At 71.6% G+C, this 22455-nt stretch carries 17 protein-coding genes; 7 read left to right on the top strand and 10 right to left on the bottom strand.

Annotated features, from left to right (window positions below; genetic code table 11):
• The first annotated feature begins 63 nt into the window (after positions 1-63).
• The gene (locus ACGFZS_RS19380; RefSeq protein ID WP_393796129.1) at positions 64-2835 is read left to right on the top strand and encodes an exo-beta-D-glucosaminidase; all 2772 of its coding nucleotides are present in this window, start codon (positions 64-66) and stop codon (positions 2833-2835) included.
• On the opposite strand, the gene ACGFZS_RS19375 is transcribed toward ACGFZS_RS19380, so the two are convergent.
• On the bottom strand, positions 2822-4252 hold the full coding sequence (locus tag ACGFZS_RS19375) for a hydrolase (RefSeq protein WP_393796128.1): 1431 nt from the start codon (positions 4250-4252) through the stop codon (positions 2822-2824). The genes ACGFZS_RS19380 and ACGFZS_RS19375 overlap by 14 nt on opposite strands.
• Before the next feature lie 216 nt (positions 4253-4468).
• On the opposite strand from ACGFZS_RS19375, the gene ACGFZS_RS19370 reads away from it, so the two are divergent.
• A complete protein-coding gene (locus ACGFZS_RS19370; RefSeq protein ID WP_355728530.1) occupies positions 4469-4732 on the top strand; it encodes a GlsB/YeaQ/YmgE family stress response membrane protein in 264 nt (87 codons plus the stop codon).
• 25 nt (positions 4733-4757) lie between these two features.
• Here ACGFZS_RS19370 and ACGFZS_RS19365 read toward each other — a convergent pair whose 3' ends face one another.
• The 3 genes from ACGFZS_RS19365 to ACGFZS_RS19355 form a co-directional block, all read right to left on the bottom strand.
• Positions 4758-5534 (bottom strand): GNAT family N-acetyltransferase, encoded by a 777-nt coding sequence (locus ACGFZS_RS19365; protein ID WP_393796127.1) that lies wholly within the window; start codon positions 5532-5534, stop codon positions 4758-4760.
• A gap of 79 nt (positions 5535-5613) precedes the next feature.
• Positions 5614-6468, bottom strand: coding sequence for a GNAT family N-acetyltransferase (locus ACGFZS_RS19360; RefSeq protein WP_393796126.1), 855 nt, complete (start codon positions 6466-6468; stop codon positions 5614-5616).
• Between the two features lie 266 nt (positions 6469-6734).
• Positions 6735-7436, bottom strand: a complete 702-nt coding sequence (locus ACGFZS_RS19355; RefSeq protein WP_393796125.1) for a chaplin — start codon at positions 7434-7436, stop codon at positions 6735-6737.
• 281 nt (positions 7437-7717) lie between these two features.
• Between ACGFZS_RS19355 and ACGFZS_RS19350 the strand changes: the two genes are divergently transcribed.
• Positions 7718-9343 (top strand): alpha/beta hydrolase, encoded by a 1626-nt coding sequence (locus tag ACGFZS_RS19350; RefSeq protein ID WP_393796124.1) that lies wholly within the window; start codon positions 7718-7720, stop codon positions 9341-9343.
• 6 nt (positions 9344-9349) lie between these two features.
• Here the strand turns inward: ACGFZS_RS19350 and asnB are convergent, their stop codons facing one another.
• The 3 genes from asnB to ACGFZS_RS19335 all read right to left on the bottom strand — a co-directional run bounded on the left by asnB (position 9350) and on the right by ACGFZS_RS19335 (position 12761).
• The gene (gene asnB / locus ACGFZS_RS19345) at positions 9350-11188 is read right to left on the bottom strand and encodes an asparagine synthase (glutamine-hydrolyzing) (protein ID WP_393796123.1); all 1839 of its coding nucleotides are present in this window, start codon (positions 11186-11188) and stop codon (positions 9350-9352) included.
• Between the two features lie 323 nt (positions 11189-11511).
• Positions 11512-12291 carry an alpha/beta fold hydrolase gene (locus ACGFZS_RS19340; protein WP_393796122.1) on the bottom strand — a complete coding sequence of 260 codons (780 nt, stop codon included), beginning with the start codon at positions 12289-12291 and terminating at the stop codon, positions 11512-11514.
• Between the two features lie 89 nt (positions 12292-12380).
• Entirely contained in the window at positions 12381-12761 is a 381-nt protein-coding gene (locus tag ACGFZS_RS19335) for a hypothetical protein (RefSeq protein ID WP_393663458.1), read from the bottom strand.
• Positions 12762-12816: 55 nt separating this feature from the next.
• Here ACGFZS_RS19335 and ACGFZS_RS19330 point away from each other — a divergent pair, with 55 nt between their 5' ends.
• Positions 12817-13911, top strand: coding sequence for a chemotaxis protein (locus tag ACGFZS_RS19330; RefSeq protein WP_393796121.1), 1095 nt, complete (start codon positions 12817-12819; stop codon positions 13909-13911).
• Between the two features lie 68 nt (positions 13912-13979).
• On the top strand, positions 13980-15005 hold the full coding sequence (locus ACGFZS_RS19325) for a Gfo/Idh/MocA family protein (RefSeq protein ID WP_393796120.1): 1026 nt from the start codon (positions 13980-13982) through the stop codon (positions 15003-15005).
• Here ACGFZS_RS19325 and ACGFZS_RS19320 read toward each other — a convergent pair.
• The gene (locus ACGFZS_RS19320; RefSeq protein ID WP_393796119.1) at positions 14995-17028 is read right to left on the bottom strand and encodes a phosphocholine-specific phospholipase C; all 2034 of its coding nucleotides are present in this window, start codon (positions 17026-17028) and stop codon (positions 14995-14997) included. The genes ACGFZS_RS19325 and ACGFZS_RS19320 overlap by 11 nt on opposite strands.
• Positions 17029-17168: 140 nt before the next feature.
• The gene (locus ACGFZS_RS19315; protein ID WP_393796118.1) at positions 17169-17582 is read right to left on the bottom strand and encodes an SsgA family sporulation/cell division regulator; all 414 of its coding nucleotides are present in this window, start codon (positions 17580-17582) and stop codon (positions 17169-17171) included.
• A gap of 348 nt (positions 17583-17930) precedes the next feature.
• Here ACGFZS_RS19315 and ACGFZS_RS19310 point away from each other — a divergent pair, with 348 nt between their 5' ends.
• The gene (locus ACGFZS_RS19310) at positions 17931-19370 is read left to right on the top strand and encodes a PP2C family protein-serine/threonine phosphatase (protein WP_393796117.1); all 1440 of its coding nucleotides are present in this window, start codon (positions 17931-17933) and stop codon (positions 19368-19370) included.
• Between the two features lie 30 nt (positions 19371-19400).
• On the opposite strand, the gene ACGFZS_RS19305 is transcribed toward ACGFZS_RS19310, so the two are convergent.
• A complete protein-coding gene (locus ACGFZS_RS19305) occupies positions 19401-20897 on the bottom strand; it encodes a hypothetical protein (protein WP_393796116.1) in 1497 nt (498 codons plus the stop codon).
• 272 nt (positions 20898-21169) lie between these two features.
• On the opposite strand from ACGFZS_RS19305, the gene ACGFZS_RS19300 reads away from it, so the two are divergent.
• Complete coding sequence (locus tag ACGFZS_RS19300) at positions 21170-22309, top strand: aminoglycoside phosphotransferase family protein (RefSeq protein WP_365690708.1); 1140 nt, start codon at positions 21170-21172, stop codon at positions 22307-22309.
• The last annotated feature ends 146 nt before the right edge of the window (positions 22310-22455 follow it).

The raw sequence follows: 22455 nt of genomic DNA, 5'->3' as shown, positions 1-22455 counted from the left end.
CTCGGGACCCTAGCTTGAGCCGGGTTAGTAAAGTTTCCTAACTTTACGAGCCTGGAGACCATCGTGTTCCCTCGCCCCGCCCCCGGACACCGCCTCGCCACCGCCGCCGTGGCCCTGGGCCTGCTCTGTTCACTCAACACGAGCGCCTGGGCCGGCGCCAGGAACCCGGCCGGGGCCACCTCCGATTCCCGCTCGCACGGCCACCCCGGGGTCACCCGGGTGCCGTCCGCCGCGGGCTCCGCCACCCCCCTGTCGGGCTACGCGATCCGGTCGACGGCCGAGGTGGGCGACTCCGCCACAGCGGTCTCCTCCCCCGGCTACCCGGCGAAGGGCTGGTATCCGGCGGGCCCCCGCTCCACGGTGCTGGCCGCGCTGCTCGCCGACGGCGTGTACGACGACCCGTTCGTCTCCACCAACCTCCAGAAGATCCCCAAGTCGCCCTTCCAGGTGCCGTGGTGGTACCGCAGCGACTTCACGGTCACGGACCCCTCCCACCGCACCTACCTGGACTTCAGCGGCGTGATCTCGGCGGCCGACGTGTACGTCAACGGCCACCGGGTCGCCACCACCGACGAGGTCACCGGCGCCTACACCCACCACGAACTGGACGTCACCTCCCTGGTCACGTCCGGCACGAACACGGTCGCCTTCCGCGTCCAGCCCAACAACCCGAACAAGAACCTCACCATGGGCTGGCTCGACTGGCTCCAGCCCCCGCCCGACCAGAACATGGGCATCGTCCGTGACGTCCTGGTCCGGCGCGGCGGCCCGGTCGCGCTGCGCGACGCGCACGTGGTCACGAAGCTCGCGGTGCCGTCCCTCGCGACGGCCGACCTGACGGTGAAGGCCGAGGCCCGCAACGACTCGGACACGCCGGTCACCGCCGAGGTCTCCGGCACCGTCGCCGGGGTCACCCTCACCCGGTCGGTCGAACTCGCCGCCCACCAGACCAGGACCGTCACCTTCACCCCCGCCGACACCCCCGGCCTGCACCTGACCTCCCCGAAGGTGTGGTGGCCCGCGGGCATGGGCGGCCAGCCGCTCTACGACCTCGACCTCACCGCGTCCGTCACCGGCACGGCCTCGGACAACGCCCACGAGAGCTTCGGCATCCGGGACGTGCGGGCCCCGCTCAACTCCGACGGCGCCCGCCAGTACTCGATCAACGGCCGCCGGCTGCTGATCAAGGGCGGCGGCTGGTCACCGGACGAGTTCCTGCGCTGGGACCGCACCTATGTCGAGGACCGTCTGAAGTACGCCCTGGACCTGGGCCTGAACACCATCCGGCTGGAAGGCCACATCGAGCCCGACGAGTTCTTCGGCCTCGCCGACCGCCTCGGCGTCCTCACCCTCCCCGGCTGGGAGTGCTGCGACAAGTGGGAGGGGCAGACCAACCCCGGCGAGAGCGGCGAGAAGTGGACCGCCGCCGACTACTCGGTCGCCCAGGCCTCGATGGCAGCCGAGGCCGCCCGGCTGCGTGACCACCCGAGCGTGGTCTCCTTCCTGATCGGCAGCGACGCCGCGCCCGACGCGAAGATCGAGAAGAACTATCTGGACGCTCTCGACGCCGCCGACTGGGCCACCCCGGTGGTGCCCGCCGCCTCCGCCAAGTCGGCTCCCCAGCTGGGCGGTTCGGGCATGAAGATGACCGGCCCCTACGACTGGGTCCCGCCGGGCTACTGGTACGCCAAGCGCGAGGGCGGCGCCACCGGCTTCAACTCCGAGACCAGCGCGGGCCCGGACATCCCCACCCTCGACACCCTGCGCCGGATGATGACCCCGGCCGAACTCGACACCCTCTGGAAGAACCCGGGCGCCAAGCAATACCACCGCTCGCCGTCCGCGACCTTCGGCACCCTGAAGATCTACGACGCCGCCCTCACCGGCCGCTACGGCGCCCCGAAGAGCCTCACCGACTACGTCAGGAAGGCCCAGCTCGCCCAGTACGAGAACGTCCGCGCCCAGTACGAGGCGTACGGACGCAACCAGACCGACGCCTCGAAGCCGTCCACCGGGGTCGTGTACTGGATGTTCAACAGCGGCTGGACATCGCTGCACTGGCAGCTGATGGACCGTTACCTCGACCAGGGCGGCGCCTACTTCGGCGCGAAGAAGGCCAACGAGCCCCTGCACGTCCAGTACTCCTACGACGACCGCTCGGTCGTGGTGGTCGGCAACCGGCCCGCCCCGGCCTCCCGGCTCACGGTTCGGGCCACCCTCTTCAACCCCGACGGCACCCAGAAGTACGACCAGACCGTCAGCGGTGTCTCGGTCGGGGGCGACGGGGCGCGCACCACCGCGCTCACCCTGCCGGCGTCGGTGAGCGGACTGTCGTCCACCTATCTGGCCCGGCTGACCCTCACGGATGCCGACGGCAGGGAGGTGAGCCGCAACGTCTACTGGCTCTCGACCAAGCCGGACACCCTCGACTGGGCGAAGACCGACTGGTACTACACCCCCACGACGAGCTACGCGGACCTCACGGGGCTGTCGTCCATGGCCCAGGTCCCGGTCACGGCCACGGCGTCGACGACGGAGGCCGACGGCACCTCGACCACCACGGTCACCGTCCGCAACGCGGGCACCGGCAGGACGCCGGCCCTGCTGACGGACGTCCATCTGGTCGATGCGAACGGCAAGCCCGTACTGCCGGTCCGGTGGTCGGACAACGAGGTCAGCCTCTGGCCGGGCGAGACGGCAACCCTGACGGCCACCTACCGCAATGCCGACCTGCACGGCTCGGCGCCGCAGGTGCGGGTGTCCGGCTGGAACGCGGTGGAGCGGACGGTTCCGGCAGGCCTGCCGGAACCGTCCGTCCCGCTCAGCTCACGTTGAGCGCGGTGTCGTCGATGACGAAGGACGTCTGGAGGGTCGAACCCTCGACACCGGAGAACTTGATGGTGGCCGTAGTGCCGGCCAGGGAGGAGACGTCGAAGCTCTTGAGGACGTATCCGGAGGCCGCGTTGAGGTTGGAGTACGTGGCCAGGGTGGTGGATCCGGCGGTGACCGTCAGCTTGTCGTAGGCGGTGCTGGTGGTGGTCTCCGCGGTGTCGATGTGCAGATAGAAGCTGAGCGTCGCGGAGCAGCCGGACGGAATGGTCACCGACTGGGACAGCGTGTCGGTGTGCGCGGATCCGTAGCCGTCGAGCCAGGCCTTGTAGGAGCCGGTGCGGGCCGCCTCGCTGCTGGAGCTGGTGATGACCCCGCTGGTGGCGGTCCAGGTGGTATTGCCGGACTCGAAGCCGGGGTTGCCGAGGAGCTGCGCGGAGGTGCAGGTGCCGCCGCCACCCCCTCCGCCGCCGCTGCTGCCGCTGCTCGCGCCGGTCAGCCAGGCGGTGGCGTTCAGGGCGAGGGCGGCGTTGGTGGCGCCGGAGTCGTTCCAGCCGTCGTACAGCGTGTTGCCGGACTGGCCGGTGCCGTCGTCGATCGGGGAGCTGTCGCCCCAGAAGGCGACCCGCCCGCTGCCGAAGGTGCTGGTGGCGAAGAAGGCGCCGGTGTTGCCGGAGTAACCGCTGCGGTACACCAGGCCCTTGACCGACGAGTTGTCGGCGGGCTTGAGGGTGGCGGTCGTGCCGTCGGCGATCAGGCTCTTGGTGACGGTGCCGTAGGTGCCGTTCAGGACCGGGTCGCTGCTGTCGCTGATCGCGGCCGGGTAGCCGGAGCTGATGTCGAGGGTGTCGATCGAGAAGCCGAACGGGTCGGTCGAGTCGACGCTGTTGTTGGTCATCAGGTCGTTGAGGATCTCGACCGCGTCGTAGCCGTCGCTGTTGCGGTCGGCCCCGGTGTGGTCGGAGATCATGAACAGACCGCCGCCGTTGTTCACGAAGTTCATGATCGCCGTCTTCTCGGCGGTCGTGAACAGCGTGTTGGGCTCGGGCAGCACCAGCGCGTCGAAGTTCGACAGGTCGGTCGTCGACGAACCGCCGTACGTCAGCGCGCTGGTGGCGGTCTTCATGCTGTAGCTGCCGGTCTGCTGGAGGTCGACGCCCCACGAGGAGAGCGCGCCGGTCCAGTCGGTCTCCGAGGACGGGGAGGAGTCCTGGGAGAGCGGGTCGGGCTTGCTGGTGGAGATGATCCAGTCCGCGTTGCCCGCCTCCTCGGCATGGCCGTCGTCGAACAGGACCCGGTAGGTGGTGGCCGCGTGGGCGGGGGTGGCGGCGGTGCCGACCTGGAGGGCGGCTCCGGTGACGAGCAGGGCGAACCCGGCCAGGGCGGTGGTGAGTCTGTGGCGGGATCTGCTGGATCCAAGCATCCGGCGAACCTCCATGAGGGGTGGGGTAGAGGCGGTGCGGGCGCCAACTCTGCGCGCGTAGAACCTGCTTGAGATTTCTACACGCGTCGACTCATTGAAAGGTACATGGCATGTCCGACCGATGAACAGAAAACCGCTGTAACAACCGGACGGGACTGGGTCCCGGATGAGCGGGCAGATTGGACTTCAGCGGGGTACCGACGAAGAGGGGCGGACATGGAGATCTCGGGCATCATCAGTGCCATCATCATCGGCGCCATCATCGGTGTACTGGGGCGCCTGGTCGTCCCCGGTCGCCAGCACATCGGCCTGCTGTGGACCATCGTCGTCGGCATCGTGGCGGCGCTGCTGGGCTCGGCCATCGCGGCCGGCTTCGGCGTGGCCGACACCAAGGGCCCCGACTGGATCGAGTGGTTCATCCAGATCGCCCTGGCCGCATTCGGCGTATCGGCCCTCGACCGAGCCAAATCACGCCGGTAGGCGGCACACCCGGCCCGTACCCGGCCTACGGCGCGAAGACGTACGGCGTAGTCGTACTCAGCACATGAAACCCGAGCCGTTCGAGAATCGGCCGGCTCATCGCGGACGCATCCACCTGCAGATACCGATATCCGTGGTCCGCGGCGACACGGGCGCGGTGAGCGACCAGGGCGCGGTACACCCCCCGCCCCCGCCACCCCTCCACCGTGCCGCCGCCCCACAGCCCGGCGAACCGCGTGCCCGGCACCAGCTCCATCCGCGCGGCGCTCACCGGCTCGTCCCCGGCCAGCGCCACGACGGCGACGACGTTGTCGGGCTGCTCGGCCAGCTGCGCCAGCAACCGGTGCCGCAGCCGGGATCCGTCCGTGCCGAAGGCCTTCTCGTGCACGTCGATCACGAGATCGACGCCCGCCGCGTCCACCGCGGGCACCACCCGTACGCCCTCCGGGAGTTCGGCGTCGAGGCCCAGCCCGGCGACCTCGGCGACCATCAGCGCCTCCTCCGGCTCCGGTCGGAACCCGGCCGCGACGAGCCGGGCGCCGAGGTCCCCCGGGAGGTCGTGCCCGTAGAGCTTCCACTCGAACTCGTGGCCGAGGCGCCGGAAGAAGTCGATCTGCTCGGCGATCGCACGGTCCGCGGTCGTCTCGTCCAGCGCCGACCAGAGGACCCCGTTCCAGCCTTCGGCGTCCGCGGCCTGTCGCACCACTGCGCCGACGCGTTCGACGCGCGCGCCGGGGCCGTCGGGCCGGGCGCCCTCGCGGATGTCACGGTCGTAGCGGGCGAGCACTGCTTGAAGATCCATCCGAGTACTTCAGCATCCGTGCCCGGCGGCGGCAACGCATTTACCCGCGCTCGGCCCGGCACGTCCGCCCGGCGGCGGGTCAGCCGAGTTCGAGCGTCGTCACCCCGAAGACCCGCTCGCGGGCGTGGTCGCGGACCGGGCCCGTGTACATGCGGGCGGTCTCGAAGGAGGGGGTGAGACCGGCCGCCTCGGCGAGGGCGACGGCCGCCGCGTTGGTCTCGGGGACGTCTATGGCGACGGGGGCGCCGGCCGCCTCGGCGGTGAGCGCGGCGAACAGGGCGCGGGCGTCGTCGGCGGTGTCGGCGAAGAGGGGGCCGATGCGCAGGGTGTCGCGGCCGGGGCGGAGCACGCCGTAGCCGGTTATGCGGTCGCCGTCGTGGCGGACGACCGCGTGGCGGCCCGCGCCGGTCAGCCAGGCGGCGAGGAAGCGCGGCCGGTCGGCCGGGTAGCAGGCGCTGTCGTACGCCGTGAGGGCCGCCAGGTCGGCGGTGCGGGCGGGGCGGACGCCGGCCGCGGCCTCGGGGGCGGGAGCCTCGCCCACGAACCGGACGGTGCGGTGGGCGAGTTCGAAGCCGGACTGGCGGTAGTTGTCCTGCTGGGCCACCACGCCGTCCAGGCCGACCGTGCGGGTGCCCGCGTGGGCCAGCGCGGTCTTCCAGGTGGTGAGGCCGTGGCCGTGGCCGCGCAGGTCGGGGCGGACCAGGTAGCAGCCGAGGAAGGCGTAGTCGGCGCCGTAGGTGACCACGGATATGGCCGACACCGGTTCCCCGTCGATCCGGCCGATGAAGAACCCCTCGGGGTCCTGGGCGAAGAAGGCGGGGCCGTCCGAGAGACCGGGGTTCCAGCCCTCGTCCGCCGCCCAGCCGCCGATCACCGGCCAGTCGTCGAGCGTGGCCTGGGTGACGACGAGGTCCTGGGGGGCCGGGGAGGTCATCGGCGCGGTCCATTCCGTGGCGGGTCGGGCGGGCGGGCGGCGCGGTGACCGGCACCGCGTCCGCACCATCCTTTCCGATCACCGGGCGCCGCGTCACGCCGGGATCAAGCCGCCGACGTGCCCAACACACGTTTCCGGCGCGTGCGTTGGGCACTCGGCCAGGAGGGGGCGATGCGTCCCGGCACGACGCAGGCCCCACCGGTCGGGTCCGGTGGGGCCTGCGGATGCGCGGCGCGTCGGCCCGCCCCGCTGTCCGGGGCGGACGGTCAGTCCGTCCGGCCGGGGCGGAACCGCCGGTGCAGCGCGGTGCCGGCGAGCAGCAGCGCCGCGCTGCCCGCGACGGCCGCAGCCGTCAGGTCCGTACCGGTGTGGGCGAGGGTGCCCGCCGGGGCCGGCGGGACGGCGAGGTGGTCCGTCCTGGGGCCGGGGTGGTGCTTGACCGGCGGCGGCGCGGTCGGCGGCTCCGGGGCGGGCGGCTGGGTCTTCGGCGGCTCCGGGGCGGGGGGCTCCGGCGGGCTCGGGTGGTCGCCGGAGGTGTTCACGGAGGTGTTGCCGATGGCCGGGTTGAGGACGCCGACCACGTTGACGCTGTTGCCGCTGACGTTCACCGGGAGATCGACCGGCAACTGGATGCCGTTGCCGGAGATCACCCCGGGCGAGTCCTTCTCCGTGCCCTGCGCGGACGCACCGCCGGACGTGGCCGAGCCGCCGGGCGCGCCATGGCCGCCGCCCTCGTTGGCGCAGGTGTTGCCCGCCGCCGGGTTGAGCAGCCCCACCACGTTCACGGTGTTCCCGCACACGTTGACCGGGAGGTGGACCGGCAACTGGATGCCGTTGCCGGAGATCACCCCCGGCGAGCCGGCCGCGGTGCCGTTCGCGCCCGAGTCGGCCCAGGAGGGGACCGCCACGGCCATCGCACCGGAGGCGGCGGCGACGGCGATCACACCGTTTCGGGTAACCCGTTTCATAGGTTCCCTGCCTTCCAGACATGATTGCGGGCGCTCGCCCGCAACGGTTAAAACGCAGACGAACCATCCGAGTTATGGCTTATCCCTCTTTCACCCCATTGAGTGACACTGGTATCGAACCAGTGGCAAAAATATGCAAGGGGCCCGGAAGCGGGTGATCGCGCGGAGAATACGGCCTCCCGGCCCGCCCCGCCCGCCGGGAGGCGTGGCCTCCGGAGCCCGCTTATGGTGAGCGAAAGCCCTGTTTCCGGTCCGTCACGGAGCGTCCCTGGAGGCTCTCGATGCCTGCCGTGCCCCGTACCCGGCCCGCCCTGCGGCGCTGCGCCGGCGCCGGAGCCGTCGCGCTGGCGCTGCTCGGCGCGGGGCTCCCCGTGCCCGCGGCGGCCGAGGCGGCGGGGAGCAAGGAGCCCGACCTGACCCGGTTCTACGGGCAGAAGGTCCGGTGGACGGCGTGCAAGGACCAGGAGCTGCCCAAGGACATGCAGTGTGCCAGGGTCACCGTCCCCCTCGACTACGCGCGGCCGGCCGCGGGCACCCTCGATCTGGCGCTCTCCCGCTACCGGGCGACCGGAAAGTCCCGGGGTTCGGTGCTGCTGAACTTCGGCGGCCCGGGCGGCTCGGGCGTCAGCCAGCTCGGCATCGCCGGCAAGGACTACATGGACCTGACCAACGGCTACGACGTGGTCGGCTTCGATCCGCGCGGGGTGGGCCGCTCCTCCCCCGTGAGCTGCGGCGACGACACAGGCGGGCCCTCGGACGGGGACAGCTCGGACAAGCCCCCGGACGTCGCCCATCCGCAGGCCCTGATGAACGCGCTGAAGCGGCTGACGGTCCGGTGCACCGAGCACTCCGGGCCCGTGCTGTCCCACATAGGCACCGTGAACGCCTCCCGGGACCTGGACGTCATCCGGCAGGCGCTCGGCGACGACAAGCTGAACTACCTAGGCTTCTCCTACGGCACCAAGCTGGGCGCGGTGTACGCGGCGCAGTTCCCGCACAAGGTGGGCCGGATGGCCCTGGACGGCGTGGACACGCTGACCGAGTCGCTGGCCGAGCAGGGGGTGGCCGGTGCCCGGGGGCAGCAGACGGCGCTGGACGACTTCCTGGACTGGTGCGTCACCGACCTGGGGTGTCCGTTCGGGCAGGACCGGCGCAAGGCCGGGGACGCGGTCGTCCGGCTGATCCGCTCGCTGGACGAGAACCCGGTGCCGTCCGACTTCGGCGGCTCGTTCTCCGGTCAGGACCTGGTGGACGCCCTCGGGGAGGGGCTGTACAGCAGGGACCTGTGGTCGCGGCTGGCGCGGGCGCTGGCCTCGCTCACCGATGACGGGGACACCCGGGGGGTGCAGAACTTCGCGTCCGGCGGTTATGCCGTCCCGTCCGGGACGCGGCGGGGCGGCGGGCTGGTCGACAGCGCGGACATCCCCAGCGACAACCTGTCGGCGGCCCTGATGGCGATCAACTGCGCCGACGACCCCGACCGGCCGAGCGCCGCGCGGCTCACCGCGGACGTCGCCCGGCTGAAGAAGGAGTACGAGCAGGCGTCCCCGGTGTTCGGCCGGTTCCGGCTCACCCAGGTGCTGCTCTGCTACGGCCGGCCGCGCGGCACGGACTTCATCCGTGAGCAGGTCAAGGACGTGCCCTCCGCGCCGATCCTGCTGGTGGGCACCCGCGGCGACCCGGCGACACCGTACAGCTGGGCGGTCGAGACGGCGAAGCGGCTCGGGCCGTCGGCCGTGGTCCTGGACAACCGGGGTGACGGCCACACCGGGTACACGTCCTCCCGGTGCGTGCACGGCAAGGTCGACGACTATCTGCTGTACGGCACGCTGCCGCCCGACGGCAGCTCGTGCCCGGCGGACGACGACGGCCGCGGGGCCGTCGCCGAGGCGTCGGACGCGGGCTGAGCGGGCTCAGGAGAGGGTGAGTTCCGGGGCGTAGAGGTCGATCCACCGGGCCAGGTCGAGGGTGCGTTCGAGTCCGCGCCGGGCGGCCTGGGTGGTCAGCTCGGGCCGGTTCGCGGCCCGCTCCGCCTTCTCGTGGTCCACGAGGTCGAAGACCCGGTGGCCGGGACGGGCCAGCAGATCCTTGACCTGCTCCTGGAGGGCCTTGCCGTAGGCCGGGTCCTGGGTGGACGGGTAGGGGCTCTTGACCCGGTCGTACACCGACTGCGGCAGGACGTCCCGGGTCGCCTCGCGCAGCAGGGTCTTCTCACGGCCGTCGAAGGACTTCAGGGCCCAGGGCGCGTTGTAGACGTACTCGACGAGCCGGTGGTCGCAGAACGGCACCCGGACCTCCAGGCCGACGGCCATGCTCATCCGGTCCTTGCGGTCGAGCAGGGCGCGCACGAAGCGGGTGAGGTGCAGATGGCTCATCCGGCGCATGCGGAACTCGAAGTCGCTCTCGCCGGTGAGGCGCTGGATGCCGGTGACGGCGGAGTGGTAGGAGTCGGCGACGTAGGTCTCCAGGTCGAGGGACTTGGCGAGGTCGGCGCGCAGGACGTCGGAGTCGTCGCCGAAGTGCCGGGCGAACTGGAAAAGCCAGGGGAAGGTGTCGGCGGTGCGGGCGCCCTCGTCGAAGAACTGCAGGTAGCCGCCGAACACCTCGTCGGCGGACTCCCCGGACAGCGCGACGGTGGACTGGTCGCGGACGGCCTTGAACAGCAGCAGGAGCGAGGCGTCCATGTCGCCGAACCCGGCCGGCAGGTCGCGGGCCCGGATCACGCGTTCGCGGACGGCGGGGTCGGCGAGGCTGCCCGCGTCGAGGACGATGTCCTGGTGGTCGGTGCGGGCGAGCCGGGCCACGTCGTGCACGAAGGGGGTGTCCGGGGTGCCCCGCAGCTCGTCGGCGACGAAGTTCTCGGTCTGGCCGACGAAGTCGACGGCGAAGCTGCGGACCTTCTCGCCCTGGGCGGCGAGTTGCCGGGCGGCGAGCGCGGTCATCGCGGAGGAGTCGAGGCCGCCGGAGAGCAGGGTGCAGCGGGGCACGTCGGCGACCAGCTGGCGGCGCACGATGTCGTCGAGCAGCTCGCGGACCCTGGCGACGGTGGTGTCGCGGTCGTCGGGGTGCGGGCGGGTCTCCAGCCGCCAGTAGACCCGGGTGCGCAGGCCGTGGCGGTCGACGGTGACGACGGTGCCGGGCTCGACCTCGCGCATGCCCTCCCACACGGCGTGGCCGGGGGTCTTGACCATGGTGAACAGCTCGCGCAGGCCGTCCAGGCCGACCCGCGGGCGGACCAGCGGGTTGGCCAGGATCGCCTTGGGTTCGGAGCCGAACAGGACGCCGTCGGGGGTCGGATACAGGTAGAAGGGCTTGATGCCCATGCGGTCGCGGATCATCACGAGCTTGTCGTGGCGGCCGTCCCAGACGGCGAAGGCGTACATGCCGTTGAGCCGCTCGGCGATCGTGTCGCCCCACTCCACATAGCCGCGGAGCACCACCTCGGTGTCCGAGTCGGTGGTGAACTCGTGGCCGCGGTCGGTGAGTTCACGGCGCAGTTCGGTGAAGTTGTAGGCCTCGCCGGAGTAGACCATGGCGACGGTGCCGTCCGGGGTGCGGACCGACATGGGCTGGCGGCCGCCGGGCAGGTCGATGATCGCGAGCCGGCGGTGGCCGAGGGCCGCGGGGCCCTCGCTCCAGGTGCCCCGGTCGTCGGGACCGCGGCAGGCCATGGTCTCCGTCATTGCATCCAATGCGCGCGTCTCGGTGGTGAGGTCACGGTCGAAGGAGACCCAGCCGGTGATGCCACACATGCGTTACCTCCTGCTGCCGGTCAGCCGGGCACGCCGCGCCACCTGCGGTTCCACGGCGGAGGCGATTGCCCGAGCGAACCACTTGTATTCAGCACCTATATAACGAGCGTGCGCCCGGGACCCCGGCCGGTCAACCTGGCCGTAACACGGACGGCCGGACCGGCTCCCTCTTTCGGCCGCGCTTTGCCCGCGCGAGGGCCGCGAACCCGCCCCACGGCGGGCCCGGCCCACCCGGAACAGGCCAAGCGCAAAAAGTTCCCCAAGCGGACCGGCGCCGGGCTCCTCGCCCGACGCCGGTCACCTGGTGCTGTCGCCGCCTCGCGCTACGGCTTCACGCCCACGAACCGCTCCACCGCCGCCGTCAGCTCTGCGGGCCGCTCCACCGGCAGCTCATGACCCGCGTCGATGATCCGGACCTCCGCGTCCTGGTAGGCCTTGGCCATCCGCAGCATCTGCCGCACCGGCAGCTGGATGTCGTGGTAGCCGTGCACCATCAGGGTGGGCGCGGCGATCTCGCCGGCCCGGTCGAGGACGTCGAAGGCCCGCATGGCGCCGTAGAGCGTCATCACGACCTCGCGCGGGGTGCCGGCGGAGGACCGGACGTGCTCACGGATCTCCTCCTTGGGGTACCCCGGGGCGAAGGCCCGCTGGATGTTGGTGGCGACGAAGAGCTTGTAAGGCACCAGGGTGGAGGCCGCCATCAGCAGTCCCCGGCCGCGGCTGTACGTCATCCGGCCGATGGAGTTGACCAGGACCATCCGCTCGACCCGCGCGGGGTGGGTGAGCGCGAGGGTCTGGGAGATCATGCCGCCCATGGAGTGGCCGACGGGGACGAAACGGTCCACCTCCAGGTGGTCGAGGAGGGCGACGACGTCCTGGGCCAGCTCGGCGACGGTCTTCACCCCGGCTCCGGTGCTCTCGCCGTGGCCGCGCAGGTCGAGGCGGATCACCCGGCGGTCCGCGGCGAAGTGGGCCAGCTGGTGGTCCCAGCGGTGCCGGTTCGCGGTCCAGCCGTGGATGAACACCAGGGGCGCGGCGGCGCCGTCGCGGGGGCCCTCGTCGTCGTACGCCAGCGTCGCTCCGGCGACTTCGAGCTGCGGCATGGGGGCCTCCTGGGGCGTGATCCGGTTACTGCCGGGTACGGTAACCGGCGCCCTGGTCCGGCGTCATCGGGAAGTCGGCCTCAACACGGTTACAGCGTGCGCCTGATGGCCCGCACGGCGGACTCGGCGTCGTCCGCGTCGCCGGCCGAGACCGCGAGGCGCGCGAAGGGCGCGGACCTCGCCAGGTCGACCAGGACGACCGGGCCGTGTTCGTGGACGGCGACGAAGTCCCGTCCACCCGGGTACTCCCACGCGCCCACGCAGAACCGGTCCGGGAGCCAGTGGCCGTGGTGGTGCGCCTCTCCGCGCAGCACCCGCCACCAGTCGGGCTCCACCGAGGCCCCGCGCACCTGCGCGAGCGGCACCCGGATCCGGATCCGGCGGGCCAGGAGCCGCTCCGGGCCGCTCAGGCGGACGACGACCTCGTCCCCGTCGACGGTCAGCCGGGCCATCGCGCTCACCTCCTCCATTCAGGGGAGGTTTACCCCAAATGCCGCAATCGCGAATCCGCCCTATGGTGCTGATATGGAGCACGCACTCAGTCCCACGACCCTCGCCGAGCTGCGCCGCCCGCGTCCCTACCCCGCCGTCTCCGTGCTGACGCCGACGCACCGCCGCGAGCCCGACAACGCCCAGGATTCCGTCCGGCTGCGCAATGTCGTGGCCGAGGCGAAGAAACAGCTGGAGAACGATCCCTCGGTCACCCGGGAGCGGCGTTCCGACGTGTTCAGGCAGCTCGACCAGGCGCTCGCCGAGGTCGATCTGACCTACACCGAGGACGGTCTGGTGATCTTCGCCGCGCCCGGCGAGCACCAGGTGTGGTCCCTGGCCCGCAGTGTCCCGGAGCGCGTGGTGCTCGCGGACACCTTCCTGACCCGCAACCTGGTCTCGGCGCACGCCGCCGAGCGCCCGTTCTGGGTGCTGTCGCTCTCGGCCGACCGCGTCACGCTGTGGAACGGCGGCGTCGACCGGGTGGCCGAGAGCCGGGCCGCCGGTTTCCCGCAGACCCGCAGTCGGCAGAACTTCGACGCCGAGCGCCGGGAGCAGATCGGCGACATACCGAGCACCTTCCGCGACGAGGACACCAAGCACTTCCTGCGGGACGCGAACACCGCGATGGCCGCGCTGCTGCGCGAGGATCCGCGACCGCTGTACGTCACCGGCGAACAGGCCGCCCTCTCCCTGTGGGAGGAGCTCGGCAACGTCGCCCGGCAGAGCATCCCGGTGCAGCACGGCGGGCTCTCGCACGCCGGTCCGGAGGCCGTGTGGCAGGCGATCCGGCCGCTGCTGGCCGCGGAGTCGCGCCGCAGCACCGCGTCGGTGACCCGGGAGCTGGAGTCGGCGCGCGGCCACAAGACGTTCGCGGCCGGTGTCGACGAGGTCTGGCAGAACGCCCGTGAGGGCCGGGTCCGGCTCCTCGCCGTCGAGGAGAACTACCGCACCACGGTCCGCGACGACGGCGACCACCTGATCCCGGCGGCCGGCGGCGACCTCGACTCCCGCGACGACATCGTGGACGAGATCGTCGAGCAGTGCCTGGAGACCGGCGCCGAGGTCCGCTTCGTCCCGGACGGCACCCTCGGCGACGAGAGCGGCATCGCCGGCGTGCTGCGGTACTGACGAGCCCTCTCTCCCGGCCGACGACTAGGCTCGATGCCGGTGATCGTCGGCCGAGAGGGAGTGTGGGCGTGGCAGAGCTGCTGGGCGTCGCGGTACTGGGTGCCGGACACATGGGGGCCGACCACATACGACGGCTCGCCCAGGTGGTGAGCGGTGCGCGGGTGGCGGCCGTCGCCGACCCCGACCTGGACCGCGCCAAGGAGGCGGTGGGCGGTCTGGACGACGTCTCCGTCCACGCGGATCCGCTGGCCGCCCTGGCCGCGCCCGGTGTGGAGGCCGTGCTGATCGCCTCCCCCGGCCCAGCGCACGAGGAGCCGTTGCTCGCGGCCTTCGAGCGCGGGCTGCCGGTCATGTGCGAGAAGCCCATGGTGCCGGACTCCACCGGGGCCCTCCGGGTGGTGGAGGCCGAAGCCAGGCAGGGACGCAGACTGGCGCAGATCGGGTTCATGCGCCGCTACGACGTCGAGTACCGGCGTCTGAAGACCCTGCTGGACGGCGGCGGTCTGGGCCGGCCGCTGATGCTGCACTGCACGCACCGCAACGTCTCCTCGCCGCCCGGCTTCACCAGCGCCATGCTCATCGACAGCTCGGTGTCGCACGAGATCGACGCGGCCCGCTGGCTGCTCGGCCAGGAGCTGACCGCGGTGACCGTGCTGCGGCCGCTGCCCTCCTCGGGCGCGCCCGAGGGGCTGATCGACCCGCAGCTGGTGCTCTTCGAGACCGACGGCGGTGCCCTCGTCGACGTCGAGGTCTTCGTCAACAGCGGCTTCGGCTACCAGGTGCGGTGCGAGGCCGTGTGCGAGAAGGGCAGCGCCCGGATCGGCGAGGACCGCACCATGCTGGTCACCACGGCCGACGGCGCCCGCGAGGAGGTGGCCCAGGACTATCTGGTGCGGTTCGCCGACGCCTACGACCGCGAGGTGCAGGCCTGGGTGGACGCCACCCGGCAGGGCCGGGTCACCGGAGCGAGCGCCTGGGACGGCTACGCCTCCTCCGTGGTGGCCGAGGCCGGGGTCCGGGCGCTGGAGTCCGGCGGCCGTACGACCGTCGGACTCGCCCCACGCCCGGACCTGTACGCCGAGGTCAGCCGCTGACGCTCGCGGCGCCCGTCTCCAGGTGTCCGGTGAACCGGCGCGACCAGGTCGCGTCGGAGTCCACCGTGATCGTGAAGTCGTACCAGCCGTTCTGGTACGCGACGGCGTTGAAGTAGTCCTCGGTCGAGGCACCGGCGGCGACCGTGTACGTCCAGGGGCCGTCGGTGCGGTAGTTGTTCGAGGTGATGGTGAACTTCACCGACGCGGAGCCGGTGTTGGTCATCTTGAACCAGACGGCTGGCTTGCCGGTGCCGGGTTCCACGGCGTAACGGACGCTCACCTCGGCCGACTTGCCGGCCTTGGTGGCGTCGCCCTGGAAGCGGCGCAGGAAGCGGTTGGGGCCGGTCATCGTGAGGTCGTACTTGCCGGCGCCGTATCCGGTGCCGATGTTGAAGTAGTCCGAGGCCGTGCCGCCCGCGTCGACCGTGTACTGCCAGGGGGTGGTGTCCCGGTAGGCGTTCGGGTGGATGGAGAAGTGGGCGGACCGGGCCGCCGGGGTGCCCTGGTTGGCCATGGTGAACCAGGCGAGGATCTTGCCGGCGCTCCCGAACTCCAGGTGGTCCAGGTAGCCGTTGGGCTGGTAGGGCAGCGCCCGGGCCGGGCGGGTGCCGGACTCCTGGGCGGGCAGGGCGTTGTCCGTGGGGACCGGGTTGGGCAGCGGGCCGCAGGTGGAGTAGCCGATGACGCCGGTCGCGGGCAGGGAGACGGCGCCGTGGACCGGGTGGGCGAAGTCGAAGACACCGGTCAGGTCGCCGCTCACCGCGCGCCGCCAGGCGCTGATGTTGGGGCAGTTGGCGGGCTTGCCGAGGGCCGCGGTCCAGGTCTCCAGGAAGCGCAGCACCGAGGTGTGCTCGAAGACCTCCGAGGAGACCCAGCCGCCGCGCGTCCAGGGGGAGATGACGATCATCGGGACGCGGAAGCCGAAGCCGTACGGCACGCCGTTCAGGAACTCACCGGCCGTGCCGGCGGGCGGGACCGGCGGCGGGACGTGGTCGAAGTAGCCGTCGTTCTCGTCGTAGTTGAGGAACAGGACGGTGGAGTCGAAGACGTCCTCGTCGGCGGCGAGGGCCTGGTAGACCAGGTTGACGAAGTGGGCGCCGTCGCCGGGCGGGGCGTAGGGGTGCTCGGAGAAGGCCTGGTTGGCGACCACCCAGGAGACCTGCGGGAGGGTGCCGGCGACCACGTCGGCCCGGATGGCGGCGGCGATGTCGTCGGGGGTCGAGCCGGTCACCGCGGGGACGGAGGACATGCCCCGGTCGTAGAGGGGGTTGCCGGCCTTGGCGCCCGCGAAGTTCTTGAAGTAGGCGCAGCCGTTGTCCCCGTAGTTGTCCTGGGCGTTCTGGTAGACCTTCCAGGTCACTCCGGCGTTCTGCAGCGCCTCGGCGTAGTTCTGCCAGGTCAGGCCGGACTCGTCGCCGCCGTCGTAGCTGCTGGAGTCGACCTTGCCGCTCCACAGATAGGTGCGGTTGGGGCCGGTGGCGCTGAGGGTGGAGCAGAAGTAGGCGTCGCAGATCGTGTAGTTGTCGGCGAGCGCGTAGTGGAAGGGGATGTCCGAGCGGTCCAGGTAGCCGAGGGAGCGGACGTTGCCGACGCCCGCGACCCAGTTGTCGAGGCGGCCCTTGTTCCAGGCGGAGTGCTGGGAGGACCAGGAGTGCGGGAGGTCGCCGTTGCACTGGGCGAGGGTCTCGCCGTCCTTGCCGCCCGCGTCGGGGGTGGCGCTGAGTTTCCAGGGGTACTGGCGGCCCGAGCCGTTCGGCTGGTCGAAGACCGGATAGCCGCCGCTCAGAGTGATGCCGCTGCGGTCCGCGAAGCCCCGGACGCCCTTGAGGCGCCCGAAGTAGTGGTCGAAGCTGCGGTTCTCCTGCATGAGGATCACCACGTGCTTGACGTCCGAGATCGTGCCGGTCGCCGTGCTCTGGGCCGCGGCCGCGGCCGCGGTCCGTGGGCCGGCGGCGCCCACCGCCATGCCCGCCGCCACGGAAGCGCCCAGTCCCACGAAGCCTCTTCGGCTGATCGGTGTCATTCGCCCCGTCCTCGTCACGGGTGTGCCCGTGCGGCACACCGCGCGCAAGGGTGCACGGGACGTCCGTCCGGGTCCAGACCGGAGCGGTGAGGCGGGAGTGAACAAAAGTCAAAGTGCGGGCCGGCCGGGCCCGCGGGGCCTCACACGCCGCCGAACAGCGCGCTCAGGCCCCGCTCCACCACGGCTTCGACGTCCTCCTCCCCCGGGCTCACCACCTCGTGGGTGCGCTGCAGGAAGCGGAACAGCGCCTGGGTGTCGAACTGGAGCAGCGCGAGTCCGTGCGGCGAGTGGAACTCCACGGCCGTACGGCCCCGGCCGCAGGGCCAGATGTGGACGTCACCGTGCCCGGCCGGAGTGCTGAGACCCTGGTCGAGCAGCGAGCGGGCGAAGGTCCAGGTGACCTCCTCGCCGCCGAGGGTGACCTCGGCCGGGAAGTCGACGAACACGGCCAGCGGATCACCGGACGTGTAGCGCAGCGTGGCGGGCACCGGGACCTCCTGGTCCTCGGCGGTGATCAGCCGGGCACGGGCGGGCTGCTCGAAAGTGATGTCCATGCCTGTAGGACTCCGTTCGGCCCCTTCGCATGACGCGAAATCCGGACAGAGTTGCCGCGCGTGGCCGAGACCGCGACACTGTGAACACACGCGCGTCGAACAGTCGCCCGAGCGCGACACGAACGCCCCGGTAAGGGGGCCAAGTCACGTAGTCCGCCTACGCCTTCCCCCATCGGGACGCGTACGTCTTTCATAGCGGTCGACCAGCCCGTGAAGACTCTGGCATATGCCAGAAGCACCACCGTATCGTGTGTTGCCAAATCCCTTACAGGGCGTCGCAGGCTGTGCAACAGTCGTAACCGGTCCCCCGCCCGTACTGACCGTACCGTCCCCGCATCGGAGTGCGTCATGCCGTCCCATGTCTCCGCGGACCGCCCCGCCGCCCAGCCGCCCGGGCGCGGCTCGGTCGAGGCGTTGATATCGCAGACACGGCGGCTCAAGGGGGACGTGGACGCCGTACGACGGGACACCCAGAGCGACGGCTGCGATCCCCGGGACCGGTGGCAGCGGGCGCTGTACGACCTGGCGCTGCACCAACTCAACGACCTGGACGCGCACTTGGCCCAGCTGCGGGACGGCCCCGCACGGCTGCCGGCCGTGCCGGACGGCTGCGAGGCGCTCCCGGAGCCGCGCCCGGCGCCGGCCGGGCCGCCGCACGGTTCGCTGCTCAGCCGGGTCGGCAGCGCCGAGTGGAACCTCCTGACGGACGAGGCCAGTTGGTCCGCCGAGCTCTACCAGATCCTGGGCCGCGACCCCGCCACGCCCGCGCTCACCCTCGACGAACTGCCGTCCGTGGTCCTGGACGAGGACCGGCCCTGGCTGACCTCGATGGTCACCTCCTGCCTGGTCGACGCCAAGCCGATCGACGGCGAGTTCCGGGTCCTGCGGGCCGACGGGAACGTGCGGACCGTGCACATGATGGGCGAGCCCGTGCTCGGCGGCGACGGCAGCACCGCCTCGATGTGGGCCGTGCTGCGGGACGTCAGCGAACTGCGGCGCAGCCAGCGGACGGTGCGCGAGACCCGGGACTCGATGCGGAGCCTCCAGCAGCGGGCCCGGACCGAGCAGCGGCTCGCGGTCGAACTGCAGGAGGCCGTGCTGCCACCGGGGCGCGGTGCGCTGCGGCCGCCCCGCCGGGGTCCGGGCACCCTGGAGGTCGCCGCCCGGTATCTGCCCTCCGGGACCGACACCCCGCTCGGCGGCGACTGGTACGACGCGCTGGAGCTGTCCGACGGCGACACCCTGCTCAGCGTCGGCGATCTCACCGGGCACGGCGTCGGCGTCACCTCGGGCATGACGATGCTGCTCGGCGCCATACGCGGGATGGCGATGGCCGGTGCCCAGCCGGGGCATCTCATGGCCCTGCTCAACCAGTTACTCGACGCCACCGTGCAACCCGCCCTGGGCAGCGCCGTCTGCTGCCGCTACCGGCCGGCGACCCGCACCCTGACCTGGGCCCAGGCAGGACACCCCGCCCCGTTGCTCTACCGCGACGGGACGGGGTGCGTGCTGAGCGCGCCGGACGGCGTACTGCTCGGTGCCACCTCGGGAGCCGGTTACGGGCAGGCCGAAGTGACCCTGGAACCGGGCGATCTGCTCCTGCTGCACACCGACGGGCTGGTACCCGGGCACAGCGGAACGGACGCCCTGGACCGTCTCCTCGGCCTGGCCCCGCGGTTCGCGGCGGTGCGTACCGCCCAGGACTGTGTCCGGGCAGTGGTCGAGGAGTTCGGCGAGACCGAGCGCGGGGACGAGGCCTGCGTGCTCATCGCCAAGGTGAGTGAATAAACAAGGGCAGGAAGGACGGCGCGCCGGCCCCTATGCCGGTGCGCTGTTGTCGCTCCCCCTGCTCTTGGGCTTGGGCAGGGCGAGCTCGATCTCCTCCCGGAGTTCCTGGATCCTCGGGTAGCTGGAGTACTCGGCGGTCAGCCGGTACATCTGGCGCAGCCGGTCCCAGGTGCGGTGGGAGGAGTTCTGTCCCATCGACATCAGGGCCAGCCGCGCGTACCGGTCCGCCTGTTCGGGGTCGTCCGCGATGAAGCAGGCGGACGCCATGGACAGGAAGTCGAAGATCTTCGACCGCTGCCGGCCGTCGACCCTGAGCGACAAGGCCTTCTCCGCGTAGTGCTGGGCGTGCGCGGCCGCGCTCGGATCGTGCTCGGCCAGCGTGCGGTAGGCCAGGGCCTGCATGCCGTACAGATCCTCTTCCTTGAACATCTGCATCCAGCTCGGCGGTGGCACGTCGCCCCGGTCGGAGACGAAGAGGTCCTCCGCCTGACCGAGGGTGCGGCGCATCGCCTGGCCCTTGCCCATCGACGCCTGTGCCCAGGCCTCGATGGTGTACAGCATCGCCCTGGTGCGCGGCAGCACCTCTTCGCCCGAACCGGACTTGGCGAGCTTCATCAGGTCGAGTGCGTCGTCGGGCCGGCCGAGGTGCACCATCTGGCGAGCCGCTCTGGAGAGCGCCTCCCCGGCGCGCGGCCGGTCGCCGCCCTCACGGGCCGCGTGGGCGGCGATGACGAAGTACTTCTGGGCCGTGGGCTCCAGGCCGACGTCGTGCGACATCCAGCCCGCGAGGACGGCGAGGTTGGCGGCGACGCCCCACAGGCGCCGCTGGAGATGGTCGGGGTGACGGTAGGCGAGCATGCCGCCCACCTCGTTGAGCTGCCCCACCACGGCCTTGCGTTGCAGCCCGCCGCCGCGGGCCGCGTCCCAGGCGCGGAACACCTCGACGGAACGCTCCAGTTCCTCGATCTCCTCGGACCCGATGGGGGCGGCCTCGTAGCGGTCGAACCCAGCGGGGTCGGCGTGCAGAGGGTCGTCGAGGACGGGGGCGTCGGCCCTGAGTGTGGGGTCGGTGTGCAGCCAGTCGTACATGGCGCTGCTGAGTACGGATCCCGCGGTGAGCGCGGCACCCGCACCCACCAAGCCGCGTCGGTTGAGCATGAGGTCCATTCCCGTGAATTCGGTGAGGACCGCGGCGGTTCGTTCGGGCGCCCACGGCATGCCGTCGGGATGTTCCACGTTCCCGTCGTCCGGCCGTTTTCCCGTACGCCCGTGCCGTACCAGACCGAGGTCCTCGATGGTCACGACACGGCCGAGACGCTCGGTGAACAGGGCCGCCAGCACCCGCGGCACCGGATCGCGCGGGATCTCTCCCGTATCGATCCAACGCCGCACCCGGGAGGTGTCGGTCGACAGCTGGGGGTGGCCCATGGCCGCCGCCTGCCGGTTGACCAGCCTCGCGAGTTCGCCCTTGGACCAGCCGGCCAGGCCGAACAGGTCCGAGAGACGGGTGTTGGGTTGTCCGCTCACGTCAAGCCCCCAGGTTCTCGGCTGAGTTGACAGTAGCCCCGTGACGATTGCCGGGCGACTATTCGCCACGGTTCGCCAGGGTGCGCCAGATGGTGTGCCACTGGGCATCCGGTGTCAGGTAGAAGTGCGCCACCCCGACCCGGTCGCCGCCAGCGAGATTCGGAGACTCTCCCCAGGGTGGATCCGGGTGACCGGGCCGGGTGGGCGTCGAGGATTTCTCACAGGACTTCTCAGGCAGGCACCGCAGGTACACGAAGGGATCTGTATCGCCCATGTACGCAGCATCGTCCTCCGTGTCCGCCCCGCTCCGGCCGCTGCGCCCCCGACCGGCGGGCAGCGGCCCCTATCTCGACCCCGCGCGCACCGGGGCCGCCGCACCGGTCGTGGGCCGGCAGCGGCGCGCCCCGGGTCTGGGCACCCAGCCCCTCAGCGGGAGACTCGACTTGTCCGGCCCCCAGGGCGCGCAGCTGCGCACCGCGATCGCGGCGGTGCACCGGATCTGCCCGGAGTTCGCTCCGGTGCAGGTGCTGCGCCGCTCCGGGCGGTCCGTGATCCTCGTCGGGACGACGGGGCGCAGCACGGCCGTAGCGAAGTGTCTGCTGGACCACTCCCCCGCGTGGGCGGAGCGGATCCGGCACGAAATAGCCGCTTACCGCTCGTTCGTCCGGCACCGGCCGCCGATCCGGGTACCGAGACTGATCGCGGCGGACCCGGACAACTGCACGCTGGTGATCGAGCGGATGCCCGGCCGGGTGGCGGCGATCCAGCGCCACCCGGCGGAGGCTCCGCCCCGGGCGGACATCCGGGCCGCCCTGGGTGCGATCTGCCGGCTGAACGCGTGGCGCCCCCCGGCCGGGACGTTCGACGCCCCGGTGGACTACGCGGCCCGTATCTCCCGGTACCACGAACTGGGTCTGCTCACCGACCGGGACATGGGGGACCTGCAGAAGCTGCTGCACGGCATCGCGATCGCGGCGGGCCGTCAGGGGATGGGCCAGTTCTGCCACGGCGACGCCCTGCTCTCGAACATCCTGCTGTCCCCGGCCGGTCCAGTGCTGGTGGACTGGGAGCACGCGGGCTGGTACCTGCCGGGGTACGACCTGGCGACGCTCTGGTCGGTCCTCGGCGACGCCCCGGTGGCCCGCCGTCAGATCAGCCAGATCGCCCAGTCGGCGGGGCCCGCCTCCCGTGACGCCTTCCTGGTGAATCTGATGCTGGTCCTCACCCGGGAGATCAGGACCTACGAGACCGCCGTGCAGCGTTCGATGCACGACGCGACCCCGGCGGCACCGGGTACGGCCCACCCGGGCGCCGCGCCGACCGGCGAGGAACAGCGGCTGCTGCTCCGGCGGCTGCACGACGACTGCCAGCTGGCCCGCCGGGCCGTGCGCGCGGCGGTCGGCACTCGCTGACGGGGACGAGGATCCGCGGTGCGCTCAGGGCAGCTGCGCACCGCGGATTTCTCGTGTCCGGGGCCCCGCACAGGTGTACGCCACTGACGCCGTGCAGGCCCGAAGCCGCCATCGCGAAACTCCCACGATCATCGCATGACATGGGA

The organism is Streptomyces sp. NPDC048288 (assembly GCF_043201555.1).
In the GTDB taxonomy this organism is placed as follows: domain Bacteria; phylum Actinomycetota; class Actinomycetes; order Streptomycetales; family Streptomycetaceae; genus Streptomyces.
The sequence above is the reverse complement of the archived record's forward strand: the minus strand, read 5'-3'. Positions and strand labels throughout refer to the sequence as shown.

Coding starts and splice junctions, on each gene's coding strand:
- ACGFZS_RS19300 (WP_365690708.1), top strand. CDS start 21,170: ATGTACGCAGCATCGTCCTCCGTGTCCGCCCCGCTCCGGCCGCTGCGC.
- ACGFZS_RS19315 (WP_393796118.1), bottom strand. CDS start 17,582: ATGGACATCACTTTCGAGCAGCCCGCCCGTGCCCGGCTGATCACCGCC.
- ACGFZS_RS19370 (WP_355728530.1), top strand. CDS start 4,469: ATGGAGATCTCGGGCATCATCAGTGCCATCATCATCGGCGCCATCATC.
- ACGFZS_RS19320 (WP_393796119.1), bottom strand. CDS start 17,028: ATGACACCGATCAGCCGAAGAGGCTTCGTGGGACTGGGCGCTTCCGTG.
- ACGFZS_RS19375 (WP_393796128.1), bottom strand. CDS start 4,252: ATGCTTGGATCCAGCAGATCCCGCCACAGACTCACCACCGCCCTGGCC.
- ACGFZS_RS19330 (WP_393796121.1), top strand. CDS start 12,817: ATGGAGCACGCACTCAGTCCCACGACCCTCGCCGAGCTGCGCCGCCCG.
- ACGFZS_RS19365 (WP_393796127.1), bottom strand. CDS start 5,534: ATGGATCTTCAAGCAGTGCTCGCCCGCTACGACCGTGACATCCGCGAG.
- ACGFZS_RS19335 (WP_393663458.1), bottom strand. CDS start 12,761: ATGGAGGAGGTGAGCGCGATGGCCCGGCTGACCGTCGACGGGGACGAG.
- ACGFZS_RS19360 (WP_393796126.1), bottom strand. CDS start 6,468: ATGACCTCCCCGGCCCCCCAGGACCTCGTCGTCACCCAGGCCACGCTC.
- asnB (WP_393796123.1), bottom strand. CDS start 11,188: ATGTGTGGCATCACCGGCTGGGTCTCCTTCGACCGTGACCTCACCACC.
- ACGFZS_RS19340 (WP_393796122.1), bottom strand. CDS start 12,291: ATGCCGCAGCTCGAAGTCGCCGGAGCGACGCTGGCGTACGACGACGAG.
- ACGFZS_RS19310 (WP_393796117.1), top strand. CDS start 17,931: ATGCCGTCCCATGTCTCCGCGGACCGCCCCGCCGCCCAGCCGCCCGGG.
- ACGFZS_RS19355 (WP_393796125.1), bottom strand. CDS start 7,436: ATGAAACGGGTTACCCGAAACGGTGTGATCGCCGTCGCCGCCGCCTCC.
- ACGFZS_RS19350 (WP_393796124.1), top strand. CDS start 7,718: ATGCCTGCCGTGCCCCGTACCCGGCCCGCCCTGCGGCGCTGCGCCGGC.